The sequence below is a fragment of the Candidatus Methanoperedens sp. genome, assembly GCA_012026795.1.
Lineage (GTDB): Archaea > Halobacteriota > Methanosarcinia > Methanosarcinales > Methanoperedenaceae > Methanoperedens.
Genome location: VEPM01000023.1, coordinates 27,926 through 49,018, shown reverse-complemented (window position 1 = coordinate 49,018; position 21,093 = coordinate 27,926). Strand labels below are relative to the sequence as shown.

20 protein-coding genes and 1 pseudogene are annotated in these 21,093 nt (G+C 38.9%); 6 read left to right on the top strand and 15 right to left on the bottom strand.

Annotated features, from left to right (window positions below):
- Positions 1–9 precede the first annotated feature (9 nt).
- The gene (locus FIB07_12230) at positions 10–993 is read left to right on the top strand and encodes an inorganic phosphate transporter (protein NJD53623.1); all 984 of its coding nucleotides are present in this window, start codon (positions 10–12) and stop codon (positions 991–993) included.
- Here FIB07_12230 and FIB07_12225 read toward each other — a convergent pair.
- The 5 genes from FIB07_12225 to FIB07_12205 all read right to left on the bottom strand — a co-directional run bounded on the left by FIB07_12225 (position 979) and on the right by FIB07_12205 (position 6,905).
- A complete protein-coding gene (locus FIB07_12225; GenBank protein ID NJD53622.1) occupies positions 979–1,266 on the bottom strand; it encodes a hypothetical protein in 288 nt (95 codons plus the stop codon). The genes FIB07_12230 and FIB07_12225 overlap by 15 nt on opposite strands.
- Positions 1,263–2,462, bottom strand: a complete 1,200-nt coding sequence (gene coaBC / locus FIB07_12220; protein ID NJD53621.1) for a bifunctional phosphopantothenoylcysteine decarboxylase/phosphopantothenate--cysteine ligase CoaBC — start codon at positions 2,460–2,462, stop codon at positions 1,263–1,265. The genes FIB07_12225 and coaBC overlap by 4 nt, the downstream gene beginning before the upstream one ends.
- Positions 2,463–2,525: 63 nt before the next feature.
- Positions 2,526–6,035, bottom strand: a complete 3,510-nt coding sequence (locus tag FIB07_12215; GenBank protein NJD53620.1) for a PGF-pre-PGF domain-containing protein — start codon at positions 6,033–6,035, stop codon at positions 2,526–2,528.
- Positions 6,036–6,119: 84 nt separating this feature from the next.
- Complete coding sequence (locus FIB07_12210; protein NJD53619.1) at positions 6,120–6,398, bottom strand: transcriptional regulator; 279 nt, start codon at positions 6,396–6,398, stop codon at positions 6,120–6,122.
- 246 nt (positions 6,399–6,644) lie between these two features.
- The gene (locus FIB07_12205; protein ID NJD53618.1) at positions 6,645–6,905 is read right to left on the bottom strand and encodes a hypothetical protein; all 261 of its coding nucleotides are present in this window, start codon (positions 6,903–6,905) and stop codon (positions 6,645–6,647) included.
- Positions 6,906–7,113: 208 nt separating this feature from the next.
- On the opposite strand from FIB07_12205, the gene FIB07_12200 reads away from it, so the two are divergent.
- Positions 7,114–7,791, top strand: coding sequence for an ABC transporter ATP-binding protein (locus FIB07_12200; GenBank protein ID NJD53617.1), 678 nt, complete (start codon positions 7,114–7,116; stop codon positions 7,789–7,791).
- A 383-nt stretch (positions 7,792–8,174) separates the two neighbouring features.
- Here the strand turns inward: FIB07_12200 and FIB07_12195 are convergent, their stop codons facing one another.
- The 8 genes from FIB07_12195 to FIB07_12160 form a co-directional block, all read right to left on the bottom strand.
- Complete coding sequence (locus FIB07_12195) at positions 8,175–8,786, bottom strand: stage II sporulation protein M (GenBank protein NJD53616.1); 612 nt, start codon at positions 8,784–8,786, stop codon at positions 8,175–8,177.
- Positions 8,787–8,807: 21 nt separating this feature from the next.
- Positions 8,808–9,422 (bottom strand): YIP1 family protein, encoded by a 615-nt coding sequence (locus FIB07_12190; protein NJD53615.1) that lies wholly within the window; start codon positions 9,420–9,422, stop codon positions 8,808–8,810.
- Between the two features lie 10 nt (positions 9,423–9,432).
- Positions 9,433–10,623: an ABC transporter permease gene (locus FIB07_12185; GenBank protein ID NJD53614.1), complete on the bottom strand. Its 1,191-nt coding sequence runs from the start codon at positions 10,621–10,623 to the stop codon at positions 9,433–9,435.
- A complete protein-coding gene (locus FIB07_12180; GenBank protein NJD53613.1) occupies positions 10,620–11,801 on the bottom strand; it encodes a hypothetical protein in 1,182 nt (393 codons plus the stop codon). The genes FIB07_12185 and FIB07_12180 overlap by 4 nt, the downstream gene beginning before the upstream one ends.
- 160 nt (positions 11,802–11,961) lie before the next feature.
- Positions 11,962–12,471, bottom strand: a complete 510-nt coding sequence (locus FIB07_12175; GenBank protein NJD53612.1) for a hypothetical protein — start codon at positions 12,469–12,471, stop codon at positions 11,962–11,964.
- Complete coding sequence (locus tag FIB07_12170) at positions 12,456–13,046, bottom strand: hypothetical protein (GenBank protein ID NJD53611.1); 591 nt, start codon at positions 13,044–13,046, stop codon at positions 12,456–12,458. The genes FIB07_12175 and FIB07_12170 overlap by 16 nt, the downstream gene beginning before the upstream one ends.
- A 5-nt stretch (positions 13,047–13,051) precedes the next feature.
- Positions 13,052–14,797, bottom strand: a complete 1,746-nt coding sequence (gene mutL / locus FIB07_12165) for a DNA mismatch repair endonuclease MutL (protein ID NJD53610.1) — start codon at positions 14,795–14,797, stop codon at positions 13,052–13,054.
- A 51-nt stretch (positions 14,798–14,848) separates the two neighbouring features.
- Positions 14,849–15,589 carry a hypothetical protein gene (locus tag FIB07_12160; GenBank protein ID NJD53609.1) on the bottom strand — a complete coding sequence of 247 codons (741 nt, stop codon included), beginning with the start codon at positions 15,587–15,589 and terminating at the stop codon, positions 14,849–14,851.
- A gap of 226 nt (positions 15,590–15,815) precedes the next feature.
- Here FIB07_12160 and FIB07_12155 point away from each other — a divergent pair, with 226 nt between their 5' ends.
- The 3 genes from FIB07_12155 to FIB07_12145 all read left to right on the top strand — a co-directional run bounded on the left by FIB07_12155 (position 15,816) and on the right by FIB07_12145 (position 18,657).
- Positions 15,816–16,760 (top strand): GTP cyclohydrolase I FolE2, encoded by a 945-nt coding sequence (locus FIB07_12155; protein ID NJD53608.1) that lies wholly within the window; start codon positions 15,816–15,818, stop codon positions 16,758–16,760.
- Between the two features lie 190 nt (positions 16,761–16,950).
- Positions 16,951–18,012 (top strand): hypothetical protein, encoded by a 1,062-nt coding sequence (locus tag FIB07_12150; GenBank protein NJD53607.1) that lies wholly within the window; start codon positions 16,951–16,953, stop codon positions 18,010–18,012.
- A complete protein-coding gene (locus FIB07_12145; protein NJD53606.1) occupies positions 18,013–18,657 on the top strand; it encodes a hypothetical protein in 645 nt (214 codons plus the stop codon).
- A gap of 59 nt (positions 18,658–18,716) precedes the next feature.
- Here the strand turns inward: FIB07_12145 and FIB07_12140 are convergent, their stop codons facing one another.
- On the bottom strand, positions 18,717–19,202 hold the full coding sequence (locus tag FIB07_12140; protein NJD53605.1) for a pyridoxamine 5'-phosphate oxidase family protein: 486 nt from the start codon (positions 19,200–19,202) through the stop codon (positions 18,717–18,719).
- Positions 19,203–19,204: 2 nt separating this feature from the next.
- Complete coding sequence (locus FIB07_12135; GenBank protein ID NJD53604.1) at positions 19,205–20,431, bottom strand: hypothetical protein; 1,227 nt, start codon at positions 20,429–20,431, stop codon at positions 19,205–19,207.
- A 193-nt stretch (positions 20,432–20,624) separates the two neighbouring features.
- Between FIB07_12135 and FIB07_12130 the strand changes: the two are divergent.
- A pseudogene (locus FIB07_12130) lies at positions 20,625–20,720 on the top strand (energy transducer TonB).
- Positions 20,721–21,093: the final 373 nt, after the last annotated feature.

The window sequence follows — 21,093 nt, the reverse complement described above, 5'->3', positions numbered from 1 at the left end:
AAACATATTATGGATCTTTCATTTATTTTTATAATTGCAGTTGCTGTTTCTCTTTTCATGGGACTTAATATCGGCGGTAATAATGCTGCCGCATCAATGGGTGCTGCATACGGGGCAAAAGTCAGGACAAAATACCAGGCTGTATTACTTATTGGCGTATTTTCCGTACTTGGTGCAGTAATAGATGGGGGTGAGGTTATCAAGTCACTTGGGACAGGGATTCTTCCGGCGGGAACAATCGTTCTGGAAGGCGCTATTATTGCAGTAGCTGCATCCGGAATTACTGTTTTTCTTGCCAATATTCTAAGAGTTCCGATATCTACAAGCCAGGCAGCAGTCGGGTCTGTTGTCGGGATCGGGTTCTTCTATGGAGCTTCAAAAATAAATGTAGCTTTTATTGGTTATATTGTAAGCTGGTGGATCATCACTCCAATCCTGGCATGGGTGCTCGCTTATTTAATGGGGAAATATCTTTATACCCATATCCTTATCTGGCTGGCAGACCACCATCAGTCCGATGCTTCAATAAGGAAATCCCTCAATATTCTTTTGACTATTTCAGGCTGTTATGTTGCATATTCCGCAGGCGCCAATAATGCTGCAAATGCAGTTGGTCCTTTTGTGGGAGCAGGGATCATAGGATCCATTCCAGGAGCGATTTTCGCAGGTCTTGCAATTGGCTTTGGCGCATTACTTATGGGAGGGAGGGTGCTTGATACAGTTGGGAAAGAAATCACTGAACTGTGCGTAATAAGAGCTACATTCGTGGAATTCACATCAGCTTTCATAGTCCATATAGCATCCATAAGAGGGATACCGGTTTCATTAGGTGAAATCGTCGCCGCTGGGATAATCGGCATTGGATGCGCTAATAGCGGAATGCATGTTGTAAAAGGTGATGTCGTTAAGAAAATATTGATCGCATGGGTAGTTTCTCCCCTTCTTGCTGGAGTACTTGCGTTCGGATTAATGAATCTCCTATTTTACAAGTAAATTTTCAATCAGCCCAAATCTGCTTATCGCAAGATCTTTACTTGCGATTCGCCTGATTATTACACGCCCCGTATCGAAAATTATTATTTTTTCAACCGGAGGATTTGTAAGTATTATCATCTCGTTACCAGGTGTAACCTGCACGCTGTCAAACTGTTTTTTGAGTTCTTCGATCGCAGGCGGTGTAATTTTTATAGCACCAAGCTCAGCTTCGCCGCTGAAAAGGTCCTCATCGCCTTTTGTGAAGCATGGGTCAATAGTGATTATCTTCATTTATTCCTCATAATCTCTTCGACCTTATCCATGATCTCTATTGCTATCTGGCGCTTCGTACCAGAGACAGGTTTGACAGAGCCATCGATCAGATAAACATTATTTTCTTCTGTCCCCATACCCCCGGAAGATACATCGTTTGCAACAACCATATTTAGATTTGATGAATCCATCGACTTCCTGGCACGCTTGATAAGCTCTTCTTCAGATATCCCTGTTTCTGCTTTAAATCCTATTATTTTCAAATCCGGAAATTTAAAGCGCGCTTCCTTTATAAGTTTAGTCGCTGGTCTCAATGCCAGGGTGAACTCTTTTTCGGACTTTATTTTATCCTTTGAAGGAATTACTGTGAAATCAGAGATTGCAGCAGCACTAATCAGTAAATCATATCCTTTACCAAGCTCTTCGATAACAGCATCTATCATATCCTGTGCGCTTTCTGCATAGAACTCGCAGATCCCCTGTATCCCAAGGCAATTCCTGTGAACAAGAGTAACATCAGCGCCTCTCCTGAATGCTTCAAGTGCCATTTCGATACCTGTTTTCCCCGAGGCGCGGTTCGTCAATATCCGGATCGGGTCGATGGTCTCGGCTGTTGCGCCTCCTGTGATAATTATCCGCTTGCCTGAAAGCGTCTTTTTTCCGGCAGCCCTTTCAACCCTGAGTACTATTTCTTCAATACTGGCAATTTTTGCAGTACCTTCCTCTGTTACGGGATTTACAAACTCAACTCCGAGTTCCGTAAGTTTTCCAATGTTTTCAATGACTACGGGATGGTCATACATGGATTCATGCATGGCGGGAACAATGATGATCGGGATACCTGAACCAAAAGCAGTTGTCGCAAAGGTAGTGACAGTTGTATCATCGATCCCATGTGCTATTTTTCCAATGGTATTCGCTGTGCATGGAGCGATCAAAAGTAAAGATGCCCTTCCGCCCATGCCGCAAAAATTTACATGCTCTACATTTCCTGTTATTTCTGTTATAACAGGATTATCTGTAGCATAGCGCATTGCTTCAGGGTGTATGATCTTCCGGGCAGCATCAGTCATTACAGCATGGACATCAGCGCCATGCCTTCGTAGTTCCCTCGCAAGCTCCACACACCGGACCGCGGCTATGCTGCCAGTAATCCCGATAGCGATGGTCATTTCTTTAAGAGATTTTGAAGTCTGTATTATCCGGGTTCCCATCACTTCCTGATATATTGTATTAATGCTTATAATTTGCTTTCGTGTGATAAAATTTTTCTAAAATTACCTTCTTCTGTGCCATAATACATATAGCATTGAAAATGCAGCTACAGTCAAAATAACTTCAAATCCTTCTGCACCGGGTGCCTTTTCAGTTGTCCCTCTGTAAGGCAGAACATAGGTTTTGACTTCTTGAGCAGGTGTTTGCTTTGGCACAGATACCGGAAATATTCCGCCTCCTACTGGTCCTCCTCCACCTTTAAGTGCGCTTATTGCGAAATGGGAGAAGGAATCTGTCTTTGCTTCGAAATAATGGTAGCTGTCATCTTCACCAACTTCTTTTGTTTCCAGCTTGTTCCATATTCCACCCCACTTAAAAATCGAAATATCCTCGCTCTGGATATTATTGTCTGCCATCCAGGAGTTCTCAACCCGGAATCTTATGACTGCATCCTTCATACTCTTTCGGGCTGCGAAACTGGTTGTGCCGATCCAGATATTTTCATTTTTATAAACCAACCCGGGCGCAGCGACATCTAATAATGTGGAAGTGCCTCTCAGGACTTCTATCATTGAGGTAATTTCCCCTGCATTCACATCACCTGTTATATTAACAAACCTTATTGGATTTCTATTGTCTTTGAATATGTATGATGTGAGCTTATCCTTGTAAATAGCCAGGTCATATTTCTCAATTACTTCGATATTGGAGTAATTCTCACCGGAACCTCCTCCTCCACCGCCCCCGCCGCTTCCGCCGCTGCTGCCACTGCTGCCGCTACTGCCAGTGTTGCCACCACTTCCTCCCAGCATAATCTCATCTTTTGCCGGGACAGATGTACCCGCACTATTATTGGCTTCAAAATAAACGGTTTTCAGGCCACTGCCGCCGGATAGGGTCCATAGTTTCGTGGAATTAAAGGGTTCCCAGCCGGTCCAGTCGCCACTTTCGTTCTTGAACCTCATCTCATTTGCATTTTTTGCAGATAAATTTAGAGTTACATTCGAAACAAGAGTTAAACTTTCACCACCATTTATTTTAATCGACAGTTCCCTGGGAAGCTTCCAGCCATTCGCTTTGATATAAGGATAGGCATCCTGCACCCCTGCAATTATTACATATGGTGTATCGCCAATGCCGTCACTGTTAGCATCTGTGCCAGTATAATCGCTCCAGTAATTGCCTCCGGTTTCTGATGTGAGGTTAAAGACATTACCATTTCCACCGTTTACTATTGCCTGCTTCTGATTACCAGTTAGATTGTTGTTATATATTCTGGCATTACTTGAATTCCATAATAATATTCCAACACCGTTATTCTTCAAATCCTGCTCTTTAATGGTTATATTTGCACAGTTTATACAATAGAAAGTTCCAACATTTTTAGACGAATCATAAATTGTGTTTATAGCTCCATTTAAGTAATAGATTGGTTTTCCGTCCACCTTATTGCTTGTGTCGATTTTGTTATTAAGATCTGAATCAGAATTCGCATCCAGCTTGAAATTATATTTATTTCCATCCATTATGTTGCTGGTGAGATTGTTTTTATTAGAATTGTTCAGATAAATACCATTTTCAGTGTTAGAGTTTGCATTATTGTCAGTTAAGGTATTATTGTGGGAATTAGTCAGATAGATACCGTCGATATAATTCGAATTAGCTTTATTGTGTATTATCTTGTTATTGTTCGAGTTGGTTAGATATATGCCATGGCCTGAAGAGGTTCCATATAGAGGTATGCAAGTATCCAGGAAACAAAATTCATTTGGTACCCCTTGATTATTCGAAATATTGTTATGATCAAGGATGTTGCTGCTGCTTGCATCCAGATAAATGCCGTAGTTGCTGGTTGTTACTTCATTATTGGAAATAGTGCTGTGATGTGCTGCATTAGTAAGGTATATCCCTGCGATTTTTGAACCTGTATCCTTAGCACCCGATATTGAGAATCCACTGATATTTACATAGGGCACTGTTACTTTAAAGATCGTATCGTTCTTATTTGATGTTATGGCTGCACCAGCAGGCTCCGATCTTATAGTCAGTCTTTTTCCCACTATCACATTCTCATTATAGGTAACAGGGTCTACCAATATCGTATGCCCATCTAAAGTTAAAGGATCATCTATTGCCGCCTGAATGGTGTTGTAATTTATTCCTGTATTTTTATTATGAATCTTTCCAGTGCCACCATCAACAGCCCAGCCCCATGTCCTTGAGACTGAATCATAACCATCAGAGGCAATTACTTTAACAGTATGTGTCCCAACACCTATTGTTTTGTTATAGTAGCCTGATTCTGCTACATTTGAACTTTTATTAACAATAGAATCATCTATATACCAGGTTACATTGGCTGCTCTATTAAGGGATATCCTAAACCACATTCCTTGACCTATCTGTGTCGTCGGACTGGCAGTAGGTTCAGAAAATATTATATTCAATAGCACATCATTCACTGTAACCGTTATCGTTTCACTTGCTGCCCCTTTAGAGCTATCCGTAGAAGTGAAAGTCCATGTGTAAATACCTTGATCCCCATATGTGGGCGTCCAGGTGAACTGGCCTGTGGAAGGATTCAGATATCCTTTGGCGTTTGTACTATACGTTATCGGATCATGTTCCGGATCAGTGGCTGATACCGTGAAACTCAATATATTTTGCTCTGAAACTGATTTAGGACCGATTGGAGCCTGGACAGGCGGTTTATTCGTATACTTTACATTTACCGTTCTTGATGCTGTTGCAGTATTGCTTGAGGAGTCGGTAGCTGTGTATGTGATAGTATATGTTCCGACTTTTGATGTATTTACAGTACCTGTTTTTGTAACTGCGATACTACCATCAACATTATCCGATGCAGTTGCACCTGCATCGGTATATGAGGAGCCTGATTCAACGGTTGCTGGATTAGGGCCAAGTACGGTGATGACAGGTTTTTTTGTATCTACCACATTGACCGTTCTTGTTTTCTGATCGGCATTATTGTTGTTTGAGTCTTTTACATTATAGGTGACAGTATATGTGCCAACGACTGCTGTTTTAACATGATTGACAGTTATTATGGAAGAGGTAATATTACCGTCAACATCATCCAATGCAGTTGCACCTGCATCGGTATATGAGGAGCCTGTTTCAACAGATACTGGATTCGGGCCTCGTAGGGTGATGACCGGTGCGACGGTATCCTTAGCCACAGGTTCCGCCTGCAATTTAAGGTTAGCAGTCGTATTATCTTTACCGCTGATTGTAACTGGTAAATAACTAATATAATATCCTTTTTTATAATAACTGAAGTTATAAGTACCATTCGGCAGACCGGTGATCAAATAAAATCCATTTGTTGATGTGGTATTCTTATAAAAGCCATTATTTACCTGCACCCCACCTAATACATCGCCATTAATATTTGATACATAGCCGCTTAAATTATATTCCTCGGTAGATTGAGCGACCTGTCCAATTAATATTAAAATAACAATAATAATAAATGTTTTCCTAATTCCATTTCTAATCATAAACCATTCACCATACTCCTTTTTTTCCTCATTGGTTTGAGGATACAACATACAAGCGTTTCTTGCATATATCTTTATCGCTTTTTAAATATAATAATTATCATTGTTATGCTCATTATATTAAATCTGATTGTATTATTGTTTTTTAAGTAATGTTTGTATATTAATGATCTTATTCAGGAACTCCAGACCATTTTTGGAAATTTGATATTTATCATTTCCATTGATAATATATTCCTTTTCGATCAGAAACTTCAGATATTCATTTGTGATTTTAGAATTTAAGTTCGAAGAATAACTAATTTTAGTCTTGTTTACACCACCATTACAGCAAGCTCTTAGAATTTCAATCATAAGTTCCATTTTTGTTCTTCTAATTCGTTTAATGATACCACCACCAACTAATAATACCAAATTCTCCCGGGATGTGGTTCACATTAATGTTTTACTTGTTGTTACAATTCCCCTTTTTTCCAGATTTACTGGTCAGAGATATGATTTAATCCACACTTTCAATCATATAAGCACCACAATCCCATACCGTTTTTATTAAGAATTTATTTAACAGCTTCTTTGCATATATATTTATCGTTTTTCAAATATACCTATGATTATTTTTATACACATAACACAGAAAAATAAAATAATATTTTAATTATACTATTTTAATCTTTTAATATTTAGTAATGGGGTTATTTCATTAACCTGGGTCAGGAATTTCTTACCATTATTAGAAATTTGAAATATATGGTTCCCATTGGTTATATATTCCTTTTCAATTAGAAACTTCAGATATTCATTTGTGATTTTAGAATTTAAGTTTGTCGAACAAACAATTTTTGTTTTATTTACACCACCATTGCAGCAAGCTCTTAGAATCTCAACGATAAGTTCCATCGATGTTCTTCTAGTTCTTTTCATACCATCAACTCCGTCAGGAATTCTTCAATCAGAAAAGGTAATCCAATCATGAGTCACGAAACATAATACCATTTTTGCATCCCCTTTTCCGGATTATTCCATTCACACTCAGTTCAAACATAATGTTCATGATATATGAAGTTTTTTATTTTAGTTATTAAGAAGTATGCGGAAAACTTTTAAACTATTGATTCTATGAAAAAGCTATATGTCTGGTAATGTGGTTGTGGTTGAAAATATTAATAAAGTATATCAACTTGGAGATATGGCTGTGCCTGTTCTTAAAGATGTATATTTAGCTATTAAAAAAAAAGAGTTTGTGGCAATAATGGGGCCTTCCGGGAGTGGTAAGAGTTCGTTATTGAATCTTATAGGATGCCTTGATAGGCCTTCAACAGGAAAAATATTTATTGATGATACTGACACCTCAAATTTATCCGATGACGAGCTGGCAAAGATCAGAGGACGAAAAATAGGTTTTGTTTTTCAGAATTTTAATCTTCTTGCCAGATTGAATGCCCTGAGGAACGTTGAGCTTCCTATGATTTACCAGGAAATCCCGAAACAAAAAAGGATCGAGCGGGCAAAAGTCCTCTTGAGGGATGTGGGACTGGAAGATAGAATACTGCACAGGCCTACGGAGCTATCAGGTGGAGAGAGACAGAGAGTTTCTATAGCAAGGGCACTTGCAAATGAACCATCCATTATCCTTGCGGATGAACCAACTGGAAATCTTGATACAAAGGCCAGAGATCAGATAATGAAGATTTTCAAAAACCTGCATGACCAGGGGAGATCAATAATTCTTGTCACTCATGATATCAGGACTGCTCAGTATGCTGACAGGACAATAAGGATTGAAGATGGAAAGATAGTTAATAGTTGATGATATATTTAATCCTAAAAAAGATGCATAAGGCAATAAGCCAAAATGCCCATTTGTATTTTCTGAATATTAACGCCGAGTAACTGTCTTGGTATCTTAACCTACAATCAAGAGTAAGCCAAGTTTTGCATATACTGCTGATAACTGTTTGAGTATTTCAACTACAAGTGCTGGTGCTCCCACAGTGTTCAGGAAACCTATTACTGATGCTATCATTCTTTCACCTCCAATTTATGAGTTGGACCACCCTAGATCCACTAACTTAACATTCACACAAAGCTATATAAAAAAGAAAGAAACACTATTTCATAATTTAGTTTCTTTTTATTGAGATCATTTTATATTAACAGGGTTTGTTGCAGGCATAGTTAAATAAAAAGCAATCATTTGATGAAATTTGCAAATCTGAAGCTGATTTGTGTTTCAATAACTGATGCGACCAGAAACAAACAAAAAGCGATGAAAAGAAAAATAAATGCCTCATATAGCTTGCTCTTATTAATCACCCTCCAAATTATCAAATTCCTGAGTTCATGAGAAAGGATAATTCCGGCACCCCCACTCAATAATAAGGCAGGCACTTCAAACATTCCATGTGGAACTATCAGGATCAAATATTTCACTATTCCCATTGCACCACTGCTCTGGATTGATGCCCACAATAAAAGCCCCTGGATAAAACCGTTGGCACCCATACCCAATAGAGGGCCTATATATAGGAGTATCCCACTAATAAATAGCGAAATAACTACCTTGGTATTATTTGTGATGATAAACCACCATGTTGAAGATGAATTCATCTGGAATTTTTCAGGATTTATTGCTTCCATTGACATATCAGGTTTCAAAAGGCCAATAACCCCTACAATTATCAAACCGATAAAAAAACTTAATATATAAATGTATATTGGAAGTTTCAGTTTTTCCTTTAAGTTTTCCCTTGTCATTACATTTTTAATATCTCGAATAAACCTATTTATTAATTGATTTTCCATTCCAATCACCCATGCCAATAATTAAAATAATAGAGATAAACCCAACCATAAACCAAGCGGTATTGCAACTGTAATCAATGCGCTTTTTTTTGATAACTTTTGATGAAGCTGAATCCCAAAAGATATAATTAAAAACGACCATATCCATGCTATATAACTTATGAATTCAGAAGCTACGTAAGGTGTACTATTCTGGATTTCCTCAAGCATCTGCTGACTATTAAATGGATTTACATTAACAATATTTGACCCGGTCGAATAAATGATAAGCGTGCTGAGGATTGCAGAAAAAGTTAGTGGCAGCATGGCATATCCTACAAGAACCATCATATGAGGATAAAATCTACCCTTTCCACCGATGGCAAGAGAAATATTATGGATAATACCTGTCAATATTAACCATGTTATAAATGCCGCAAGTATCCCGGTTATCACTCCTATTATTTGCGCAAATTCAAGATTTGTTTCAGTGACCAGCACAATTCTGGAAGATCGCACGTACAGGTCAGCTGCAGAAAAGAGGGCATATATTCCCACTATCATAACAGCCTCCTCTATTAGAGGAATATTTGAAATTTCCCGCATCGCTTCTTTAGGTCTTTTCAAAGTATCTATTATTCTTTTTATGAAACCCATATTCTTTCTCCTATTCAGCCCTGAATGCCTCTATAGGGTCAAGTCTCGCAGCTCTGCTTGCTGGATATATTCCCGCCGCCATTGTGGTTATGACCCCGAAACCCAACCCGACCAATACTGAACTCAATGTCACATCAAGTGGGAATGCTCCAATCGCTGAGATTAATAATGCGATACCTGAGCCCAGCACAACACCTATAAGCCCGCTAATAAGACCCAGAAATCCCGATTCAAATACAAATAGAGTCCTGATATCAGCTTCTGTTGCTCCCATAGCTTTCATAGTGCCTATTTCTCTCACTCTTTCATTCACTGTAAGCATCATCACGTTAACAATTCCAATCCCCCCTACCACAAGGGAGATAACACCTATCCCTCCCAGCGCAATTTTGATCATGCCCATTACATTATTTACCATTTCCAGGAAAGTTTTCATAGCTATAATTGACAATGCTTCGTTTCTATGTGAGCGTTCAAGAGATTCTTGGATCAGTACCCCCATTTCCTCAACGTCCTCTGATTCTTCAACAGTTACCTGAATCATTGAATATGAACTTCCATTAGAAATTTCCTCCAGACTTTTGAGGCTTGTATATACCTCTGCATTAGCTACACCCCCAAAATAAGATTGTTTTGCTTCGGCGAGCAAACCTACAATTTTAAATCCTGCCTCTTTGCCATTTTCGTTGTTCTTTATTTTCACGATACTACCCGGGTTCAATGGCATTCTAAACATATTCTGCGCAGACTGCTCTTTTAGAACTATACCGTTCTGGTCTGATTCCGTGAGAAACCTGCCAAGCATTATTCCCTCTCCAAGTTTCTGCTCCTTTGACGGATAAATACCCACAAGCGTTATTGTTCTTTCAGTTTCTTTGGAAATAATGGTAGCACTTATGGTTTTTCTTGGTGAGACAAATTTTACTCCGGGAATACTTTCTATAGTCTTAACATCTTTTTCGGTAAGTTCTGCGTTTTTCTTAAACTGCCCCGGTGACAAGCCTCCGGGAGTGATTGTCAGTGTGTTTAAATCCAGATTTCCCATGGCTCCTTTGACATTTACATAAAGACCTTCGCCCACAGATAGCATTACTACAATTGCTATAACACCTATTATTATTCCTAAACTCGATAAAATCGTCTTGAATTTATTGCTTAAAAAGCTTATATATATATATTCGAATGTATCAGACAGCTTCATGAAATTTTCCTTCTCTTCTGTTTCATATATGTATAGAAACCGATAAGAAAGATAGTTGTGACCAGGAATATTGATCCGCTAATTCCACCAGCATTAGATTGTACCACTAAATTACCCTTAACTTGTGATGCTATTTTAATTTCGGACTCGTGCCAGTTTGCATCATTCTTGAATCGGGCTTTTAGCATTATGTTTTCATTCTCATTGCTGGATTTTTCAAATTTTATTGTGGATACCTCATTTGGCTGCATCGTACCTATGAAATACTGGGTTGGCTTGAAAATCGTGTTATTCGCATAAGGAATAATTGAGACTGCTTCGATATTATTGGGCCTCTGGTTTGCAATATTCAAGGATATGCTACTGCCGGAAATCTCAACGGGAATAATTTCAACAACCGAATCTTCTATTTTCATAGGTATTTTTCCACGCAAATTCGAACTTCCAACAACATCAAATTCAATAAAATATATACCATTTTGTGTGTTATTATCCACTTTAATTGTATAACGTGCATCGAATTCGCTGCCTGGCCCGATTATACCCACATTATTATAAGAATCACTCAATACTTTGATCATTGGATTATCGAGCATTGTTATTGATTGGATCTGAGCGTTAGTGCTGTAGTCTTTTCCATCAAATTTTAATGAAGAACCTGAGGCAGCATTTCTAAATGTCAATGTTACCTGCCCTGTATCGCCAGGCATGAGGGCTTCAGGGCTCACCACATATTTTTCCAATTCAATAACGCCTTTCACATCAGTAACTGAATAACCTATCTGAATATCGAAATCCCGCGATGTTAAATAGTTATTTTGCCGGTATCCGATGGCAATTTTATTATTTCCTTTTACAGAGTTATCATCAGCTTTCATGCTGAAACGGTAAGTATAGCTGTCGCCTTTTATTATCAAGGGCGCAGTTCTGACCCCTGTTTCCCCGGTCTGGGGCTGAAAAGGAAACTTACCGGGAATCTCGATATTTACATCTTTAGCGTCTGAATTTCCTATGTTTTTCACTCTAACCCATATATCAAAATTCTGACCCGGCTCCACAGGCTGGGGATCATATTTAATTACACTAATATCAAACTGACTTTCTTCCAGAGCAGAAGCAGATTGAACAAAAAGTAATCCTGTAATTATAATAATACTAATACATAAATATAGTTTCATATTATATACCACTTTTTAGTTAAACTCCGTATGCTCCTATTTCTGATATGCTATAAATCTTTTTCGTATTACGGCTGTGGATGAAATCAGGAGAAATCATTTATTGCCAGTTATTATTAAGCAAAACATGCTGGGTTACGGCTTAATGTAGCGAACATAACTATTTCAAAACATCCACAAGCGCAACCCTCTCAAGGACAAGTTCAGGGATCTTTTCAATACCAGCAGCTTTGATCTCTTCATCAGTAATATTGAAAATGTCCATCAAAACCCTGTTCTTTGATTCCTCGTAGCGCATAACATCCTCTGGCTTTATTTCTATCTCATCAAATACATATTGGTCAACATCATCACCAATAGCCACAAGTACAATATTGTTCTTTCCGTTATGCACACCGATTTTCATGGCACGGTTTATCTGGCGCGTGCCTGATGCATAAAGCATTATTTCTTTCCCGAGGTCGTTTGCGATATTTCTCCCTGTTTTGAATGAATCAATCGCTTTTTCAATAGCGAACATAAGATGCTCTTTCCCTGCAAGTTTATCTGCATCAAGCGCCAGGATGACAGTATCTTTGCAGTTCCTCATTTCTTTAATTTTTGAAAGGAAAATTTCAATATCCTCGATAAATATCGTACCTTCCAGGATTCTGATCATGATTCTTCCCATGCTTTTATCAAATCAATAGTATCCACAATAAGATCATGCAAAGCCCCATCGTTTTTACCTATGTCATTTAAGATATCGATCATAGTCCTGTCAATTTCTTTAGAAACAGCAGACATGATTGCTTCTTCATCCATATTTGCATTCCTGTGGGAATATGTCAGGTTTCCTATAATAGAAATACCTACAAGGTTTCCAAGGGCGTAAAGCGCATGTACTTCACTTGCGTTTTTATTTGCCTTCACACCTTCCCCGAAAAGCGATACCGAATGTGCTGCAATTATCATGGAATTTGCAAATATAGGATCGATATCACCATTCTTATCAGAAGAGAAGAGTATCATTCCAAGCAGGTCTTCTGAAAGGGATTTTGGGAAAAATGTGGCAAAGTGGTCCAGTGCATCCACGTATGGCTGTTCTTTACTACCAACAAGTGATTTTAAGTATATATCATCTGGAATAGATTTCTTCTCCAGTTTTTTTAATTTAAGCTTGAGATAACATCTCTGACATATATCCAGGGTGTAATATTTATAAGTTTTACGGGAAGGCTTGCCGCAGAAGAAACAGTCTGTCATGGTTTTCACACTCTTTTGAATAGCTTATCCAGTTCCTGCCTGTTAAAAGATACCATCGTTGGCCTTCCATGCGGGCATGTATATGGATTCTGTGTCTTGAAAAGCTGTTTGATGAGGCTTTCCATCTGGGAGCCGGAACAATCAGCTCCGGCCTTGATGGCGCTTCTGCATGCGATGCTTTTGGTTACCCGCTCAAATATCCCGGTTTCTTCTTTTACTTTTCCTTCTGAAAGAATATCAGATATTATGTCATGCACCATCCCGGGGTCTTCAAGCTTTCCCAGGACAACAGGGACAGCCGTTACTGCAAATGAATCATGCCCGAATTCTGATATCCGAAAGCCGAACTCTTCAAGATAGGGAATAGTATCTTTCATTAATATCTTCTCCCTGGAATCAAGTTCAATGTTAATTGGAACGATCAACTCCTGGGAATCATCCCTCTTTGATTCCCGGATAAGGTCAAAAAATATACGTTCATGCGCTGCATGCTGGTCTACGATCATCAGACCGTTCTTTGTTTCTGCAAGGATATACAGGCTATCCACCTGTCCCAATACTTTTACATCAGGCACCACAGCAGTCACCTCAGCAGCCCCTGCAATTTCCTTTTCCATGCCTGCTCTTTCTGATTGTCTCAATCTTCTTTCTGTGTCTTTTACAGACTGCCTGAAATCAGTGACAATCTCTTTTACCTGGAAAGATCCGGCAGCCGGAGTTTCGTAAAATGTCTGCTGCATTGGTATCTTTATATCAGGAATAAGATTTCTGTGAGCAAGTGCATTCTTCACAGCCTGCGTAACCATATCGCAAATATCCCTCTCATGGTCGAGGCGCACCTGGTTCTTGGTAGGATGGACATTTACATCCACTTCCCGCGGGTCAACATATATCTTTAATATCGCTATCGGAAAACGCCCTCTTGGCATAAGGGTACCATAGGCATCCCTTAGCGCAAAACCGATCGCTTTTGAATTGATACTCCTGTCATTTATATAGAATGACTGGTAATCAAGACTGCCCCGCGTCAGGGAAGGTCTTGAGACAAAACCTGTTATTCGCACAATAGCAGATTCAAGATCCACCGGAAGCATTTCCCGTGCGACTTCCTGGCCATAAATGTGAATTATCGTATCTTTAAGTTCTGCTGCGGGTGAACGCAGCAACTCTTTCCCATTGTTGAAAAGAGAAAAAGAAATGTTGTTATGTCCAAGAGCTATCCTTGAAACTATATCGATGATATGAGTAAGTTCAACTGCATCGGATTTCAGATATTTTTTCCTGACAGGTGTATTGTAGAAGAGGTCATTTACTACAATTGTCGTCCCATCCGAGGCTCCGGTTTCTGCAATGCTTACCAGTTTCCCGCCCTGGATTATAACTCTTGTACCGGATAGTTCATCTTTTGTTTTTGTAATGATCTCGACATTGGCAATTGCAGAAATAGATGATAAAGCCTCACCCCTGAATCCCATTGTTCTCACAGTTTCTATATCTTCGATTTTCCTGATCTTGCTTGTAGCGTGTTTCACATAAGACAGCGCAGCATCATCCTTGTTCATCCCGCAGCCGTTATCAGTGATGCGGATAGAGCTTTTACCGCTTTTTGTAACCTCGATCCTTATCGTATCCGCACCTGCATCTATTGAGTTCTCGATCAGCTCCTTGACAACAGAAGCAGGGCGCTCGATCACTTCACCTGCTGCTATCTTGTTTATCGATGCTTCATCAAGGATCTGGATTTTTCCCATTTTATCAACCTGAAATTCATTTTTATTCTATTGTATTCTGTTTTGTTATCTTCAAAGCTTTTCCATTATAATATCATACTGCTTATATAAAATCATACTCAGGATTATACATATTGACAAAGAATAGAATACAGTATCAGTGCCAAGGTCTGTAAATCCTTTTTCTAATACATACCTCAATCCCCCGATGATTGCCGCAATGATGAAAACAAGACAGGCTGAAGCCACGGCGCCTCCAAGAAGGAACCAGGGATACAGCGCCCCTCTTTTTTCATAAAAAACGGAAGCAAGGACGAAAAGTATCGCGAACATGAAAAATAGAACGTAAGGCTTGACCGGAAATGGATTGATCTTAATAATATAATTTATCCCATAGACCACTGTTACCATTATAAGGATCGCGATCCCAAGGACTATCGAAAGTACCCTGGTAAAATCCCCGGGGACGAATTTAAATTCTATTTTACCTATGACAAAATATAAAATAAGGCTCAGTATCATGGATATGGAGAATGCATACGCAAGGGTCTCGATGCCAATGCCTGACAACCCCTTTTCCCATATATATTTTATTCCAGCCAGACACGCTATTATCAGGAAAGTCAAACATGCGGATGCTATCGCGCCACCGATAAGCTCCCTTTGAAAAAAAGCTTTTTTCTCCCGTTCAAAATATATCGTGAAAATCACGAACCCTATAGAGAATATGAACAGGAAATAATATGGCTCATAGGGAAAAACGATGTTACCGGTCTGGAAAATATATGTGAGCCCATAGGCAACAGAGATCATTATAAATGCAATTCCGGCTACAATCGCCAGTATCCTGGTAAAATCATTTGATTTGAATTTGATAGTATCCCTCTGAAAACAAAATATAATTAAGGGTATTTAAACAATTTGATGCAATTAAGAATCAAAACTCAAATAGCAATAATTTAATAATACAAGAACTGTTATTGTGCTCTGTTAAGAGTGTAAAATTATTTAATTAATAAACATTCGGAGATAATCAAGAATGAAACTTCCTGTAGTTCATCTACCAGACATACAGGCGAACCAGCCTGATATAGCTATAACATTGACCCGCGTGGGGGTAACGGATGTCAAGAAACTTGTAGAAGTGGCAAGAAAGGATAAGCGCCCTATCGTGCTTGTATCTACGTTTGATATCTTTGTTGACCTTCCTTCTGACAGGAAGGGCGCGAATTTATCGAGGAATTTTGAGGCCATAGACGAAGTTCTTGAAGAAATGATCGCATCCCCTGTTTATGAAATAGAAGATTTATGCAGCGAAGTCGCAAAAAGGCTGATCGACAGGCATGAATATGCTTTGATCGCTGAAGTAAGGATGAAAAGCGAATATATCCTTAAAAGGGAAACACCTGCGACTAAATTGAATTGCCAGGAAGTGGTGAATATTTTTGCCGAGGCAAAAGCGATACGCGGTGAAACACTAACCATAAGAAAACTTGTAGGCGCTGAGGTGCTTGGCATCACTGCATGCCCATGCGCCCAAGAAATAATGGTTGATAAAGCACGAAAGGAATTAAAGACGCTTGGCGTGGAATCAGATGTAATTAAGAAATTCCTGAATAATGTGCCTATGCCCACACATAACCAGAGAGGGCGGGGGGTAATTTCGATAGAAACTCATGACAGTCATTTTGTTTCACTTGAAAAGATCATAAATATCATCGAGAATTCCATGAGTTCGCAGATGTTTGAATTATTGAAGCGGGCCGATGAGGTTATGATCGTTGAAAGGGCACACAAGAATCCCAAATTTGTAGAAGATTGCGTGCGGACAATGGCCCAGAAAATCATCAATCAATTCCCTGAACTGCCGGATGATTCTGTTATTGTGGTAAAACAGATAAATGAAGAGAGCATCCACAGGCATAATGCATTCGCGGAAAGGAAATCAACGCTTGGGGAATTGAGGCAGGAAATCAATAATTGAGTGATATATTAATATCACATGACAAAATTAGTTCGAAAAGTTCGCAAAGCGTAACAGCAAAATCTTTGCGATCTTTGAGTTTTTGCGGTTGAAAATTCTATATTATCCCAGCATGTAAATGTACATTTACACGAGGTAAAGTATATATTTAAGTAATGCATTTGTATGATATACATAATCATCATGAGGGATAATTTTGGCAAATAAGAAAAAAGTACTGATCAAAAAGACGGGTGCAACCCGTGTAAAAGAAAATAAGGCATTATATATAGGAATTGATCTTGGAACAAACCATACTGCAATATCGACAAGTGAAGGGAAAAAAAAGAGTATTCTTAGCATTGTCGGTATTCCGAAAGATGCAGTAGCATCAAAATTCCTGAAAAAAGAGCGCCTGTATGGTGATGAAGCATTAAAACACAGGGTTGCGCTAAATATGTTCAAACCTGTCGAGTCCGGGTTATTAAAGAACCAGAGAGAGGATCTTGAGGCTGCAAAGGGCCTTCTTCAACATATAATGGGACTTGTGGATGCTAACCACAATGTAAAAAAGTATGCCATTATAGGAGTTCCGTCCCAGGCCAGCGTACTTAATAAAAAGATCATTACAGAAATGGCAAAGGGTTTCTTTGATGGCGTAATGGTTGCAAGCGAACCTTTTTGTGTCGCATATAACCTGGGAGAGATGGAACATTCCCTGGTCGTGGACATAGGGGCAGGGACCACGGATATATGCAGGGTACATGGTACGCTTCCGGAACCTGATGACCAGATAAGCAGCAATAAAGCAGGTGATTATATTGATGCTGAATTAGTGAGGTTGATCTCCGAAGAATATACCAATGTCAGGGTAACAAATGAGGTAGCAAAAAAATGGAAAGAACAGAGTTCATTCGTTGGTGAGTCTCAGGAAGAAATTGTTGTTGATGTACCTGTTGATTCTTCTATACTTAAATTATCAATTACAAAAGATATAAGAATGGCATGTGAATCCATTATTCCGGATATAATGTCCGGTATATCCAAACTGATATCCACATATGATCCTGACTTCCAGGAATATCTGCGCAATAATATCTGGCTGGCAGGCGGAGGAAGCCAGATCAGGAACATCGATGCTGTTCTGACCAAGGAGCTTGAATTGATAGATGGCGGAAAGGTCTTCAAAGATACAGACCCGGTTTTTAGCGGTGCTAATGGAGCACTGAAACTGGCACAGGATATGCCGCCTGAATTCTGGCAAACTGCATAGATGCTGGAAAGACTTACTGACACAACAATTGAAACCCAGAGGAAATGGCTGAAATTCCTTCTTGCAAGGGTCGGCCATAACAATCTCCCGAAGCTTTTTAATTACTACCAGAGCATAGGCTGGATCAGTGGATCAGCGGCTGAAAAACTACTCGATATCGCAGGCCTGGAGAAACGCTACAAAGGGGCTTCATGGACCCTTTCTGCCGAAGAACAGAGAATATCAAGGCTTTTTATTGAGAAGTTAAAAGGGGAGGATATAAACGATTCTCTTCTAAATGTTCCTTTTTCAGGAAAAGCGAAACCTGATGTTGAGAAAAAAATCCTGATAAAGTCAGCAGAACATATTCACCCGGTTGAAAAAAAGAAGATGGAGATCAGTATACACCGCCGCGAAGTAACCATCAATAATCTTGAGCAGGAACTGGAGGAAAAGTATGCGGAAATTGAGGATCTGAAGGAAAAGATAAGGGAGCTTGAAAAATCGTTTTTTGATAACCGGAAAGAAATGATGAGACAAAAGATATTTATGGATATTATGGACCAAAATATAAAGATAAAAAAAGCAGCCCGAAGGGACAAGAGCAAAGGCAATAACAAAAGCAATAACAAAAGCAATAGCAATATCACCGGGAAGTCAAAATAACTGCTTTAACCAAAATAATCCGGATAGAGTCTAACCCGGACAGTCGCTTGTCAGATTTATCAAGAAACCCATTCGTCTTTTTTGAACTTCAGTGATTTGAAATGCGGGCCTTTCCAGTATACCATCTTCTCAACATTTATCTGTATGATCACATCGTTCTCGCCAAGGGGCTTATTCTCTATTACTTTCTGGTATTTGCTTTTAAATTCCTGATAGATATCATAGTATAATTGCAGCGTTTCTTCAGACAGGAAATATATTGGTGCTTTATCTGTAATAGCAGCTGTACCCTGGGCCATAACCCCTTCATTATTGAAAGGGTTTACAGGATCACGGATATCGATTGTAATACTGATATTGGGATTTTCAGACAGGTTCTTGACCTTTTTTGATCGATCATTTGTGATGAAAAAAAGTTTCTGTGAATTCTCATCGTATATGAAAAAGACCGGGGTCAGATGCGGCTGGTCATTTTTATCGCTTGTGCATACATAACCGAAATAATTACCGTACAGGATATTACGTATTTCCTCAGGGATCCGCATATTTACACAGGCACGCTTATTTGTTTTGCGCCTCTCCAATAGATTATTTTAACTGGTTTCACTTCCACAAGTATCCTTGCAATAATTGGTGTCAGTTGCCATGCTTTTGGTAATTCCGAAGTTGAATATTTTTTTGTATATTCGGGATATTTTTTCATGAATAACTTAAGGGCAGCAAGCATATTTATTAAATGTATTGGAACATCTGTCATTCCGTAGATTTTGACTTCCCCGGTAAAAAGAACGGCTTTATTTTCATATATATTACTCATGTCCCTTCTATCTATCAGGAAAGCGACCTTGTTGTTCTCCTGCATGATTTTTAGTTTTTTTGCTTCTTTAGATGTATTAAAAAAGATTTTCTGCCCGTCAAAAACATAAACAACCGGGGTTACATGGGTTTTTCCTTTCAGGGAAGTACCGATATATGCAAAACTTGATTCATTTACCAGATTATAGATGTCGGGAGGAAGCCATGGCACTATGGAGATTATGTATGCTGAGTAAAGCGAGGTAAGGGTTACAAAACACATGAAAAGCAACGTAATAACAACTAAAAAATTATCTGTCTTGAAAAGGGGCAGTAAAAAAAGCGAAATCAGTCCGAAAAAGACATTGTTGATATCAAGTTTTTGAAGGTATCGAAGTTCAGTATATGGTGTATGTTCAAGCTCGCTTCTCTTTTCCGCAAGTTTTTTAAGTCTTAAGGATCTCCACAAAGCAAGGACTGATGTCCATAACCCAAGCCCCATCCTGTAGCAAATATCCCATATCAGGAGACTTACGAATAATAATAAAACCGGATGGGGAGCTTTTCCAAGCCACATATCCAGTAAATCCGTGCCAAAATAGTAAAGATAAAACATAAAAGGGATGAAAATAACCAGCCCTGGCACAGCCTCATAATGGTTTTTATGGAAAAGTATCTCTTTATATCTCTCAAGTAATTCATTTTCATCCTTACTTAACGGGGCCCTGAATTTACGAAGCGTTGGCGCAAGTTGCAGGATCAGAAGGCTCCATGATACTGCTACAAAGATGGCAAGTGAGCCATATAGCAGGGAAATCTGCCCCAGGTCAAAGATAAAACCGAGGGTTATGCCAATTATAAGAAGAAATAAAAACTGGAGAAGGATGCTGTATTTATAGGACAGTAGAGAAAAAGGAGGTATTCTGCCAACGATCTCTTCATATATCCATTTCTTTTCCTTCATGGGCTCAGTATCCATTCAATGTCCTGATGGAAGGCATCAATAATAAATCCATAATATTAATCATTATCAGAGAACAAATAGATAATATTATTTATAAGTTATGCCATTTATGCCGTTGGTGAGTATAATGAACTTTAAAATTATTTCAATATTTATCATGGCATTATCTTTGATTTTCCTGGGATGCGTTGATGAGAAAACTGGCGTAACTCCGGTTCCGACACCAACGGCAACGTCGACTGCTACACCGACTCCAGCGCCCACAGTGGTTCCGACAACTGTGCAGCCAACCCCTATCCCGACGATTGCCAGAACACAGAGATTATATATTTCTGAAGTTGATGACTTATATGGGTTTCGCAAGGTTACTACAACAAATGTTTCATCAAATTATACTAATCGTACACTTACAATTAATTCAGGTGATACAGTCAAATGGATAAGTGTAACAGACGCGAATTACAGCTTAACGGTCGTAAGCCAGGAGAACTTATGGGATAATTCCAGTTCCAGGCTGAGGTATTATTTGAGCTGGTTCAATTATACATTTAACAATCCTGGAAATTATGAGGTTTATATAAAGGAGTTCCCAAAAGTGACTCATCAGAAAATCATCGTGAATCCTTGAAGTAAAAACCAAAAAATAATTTTAAACGAATTAATCATTATGAATCATG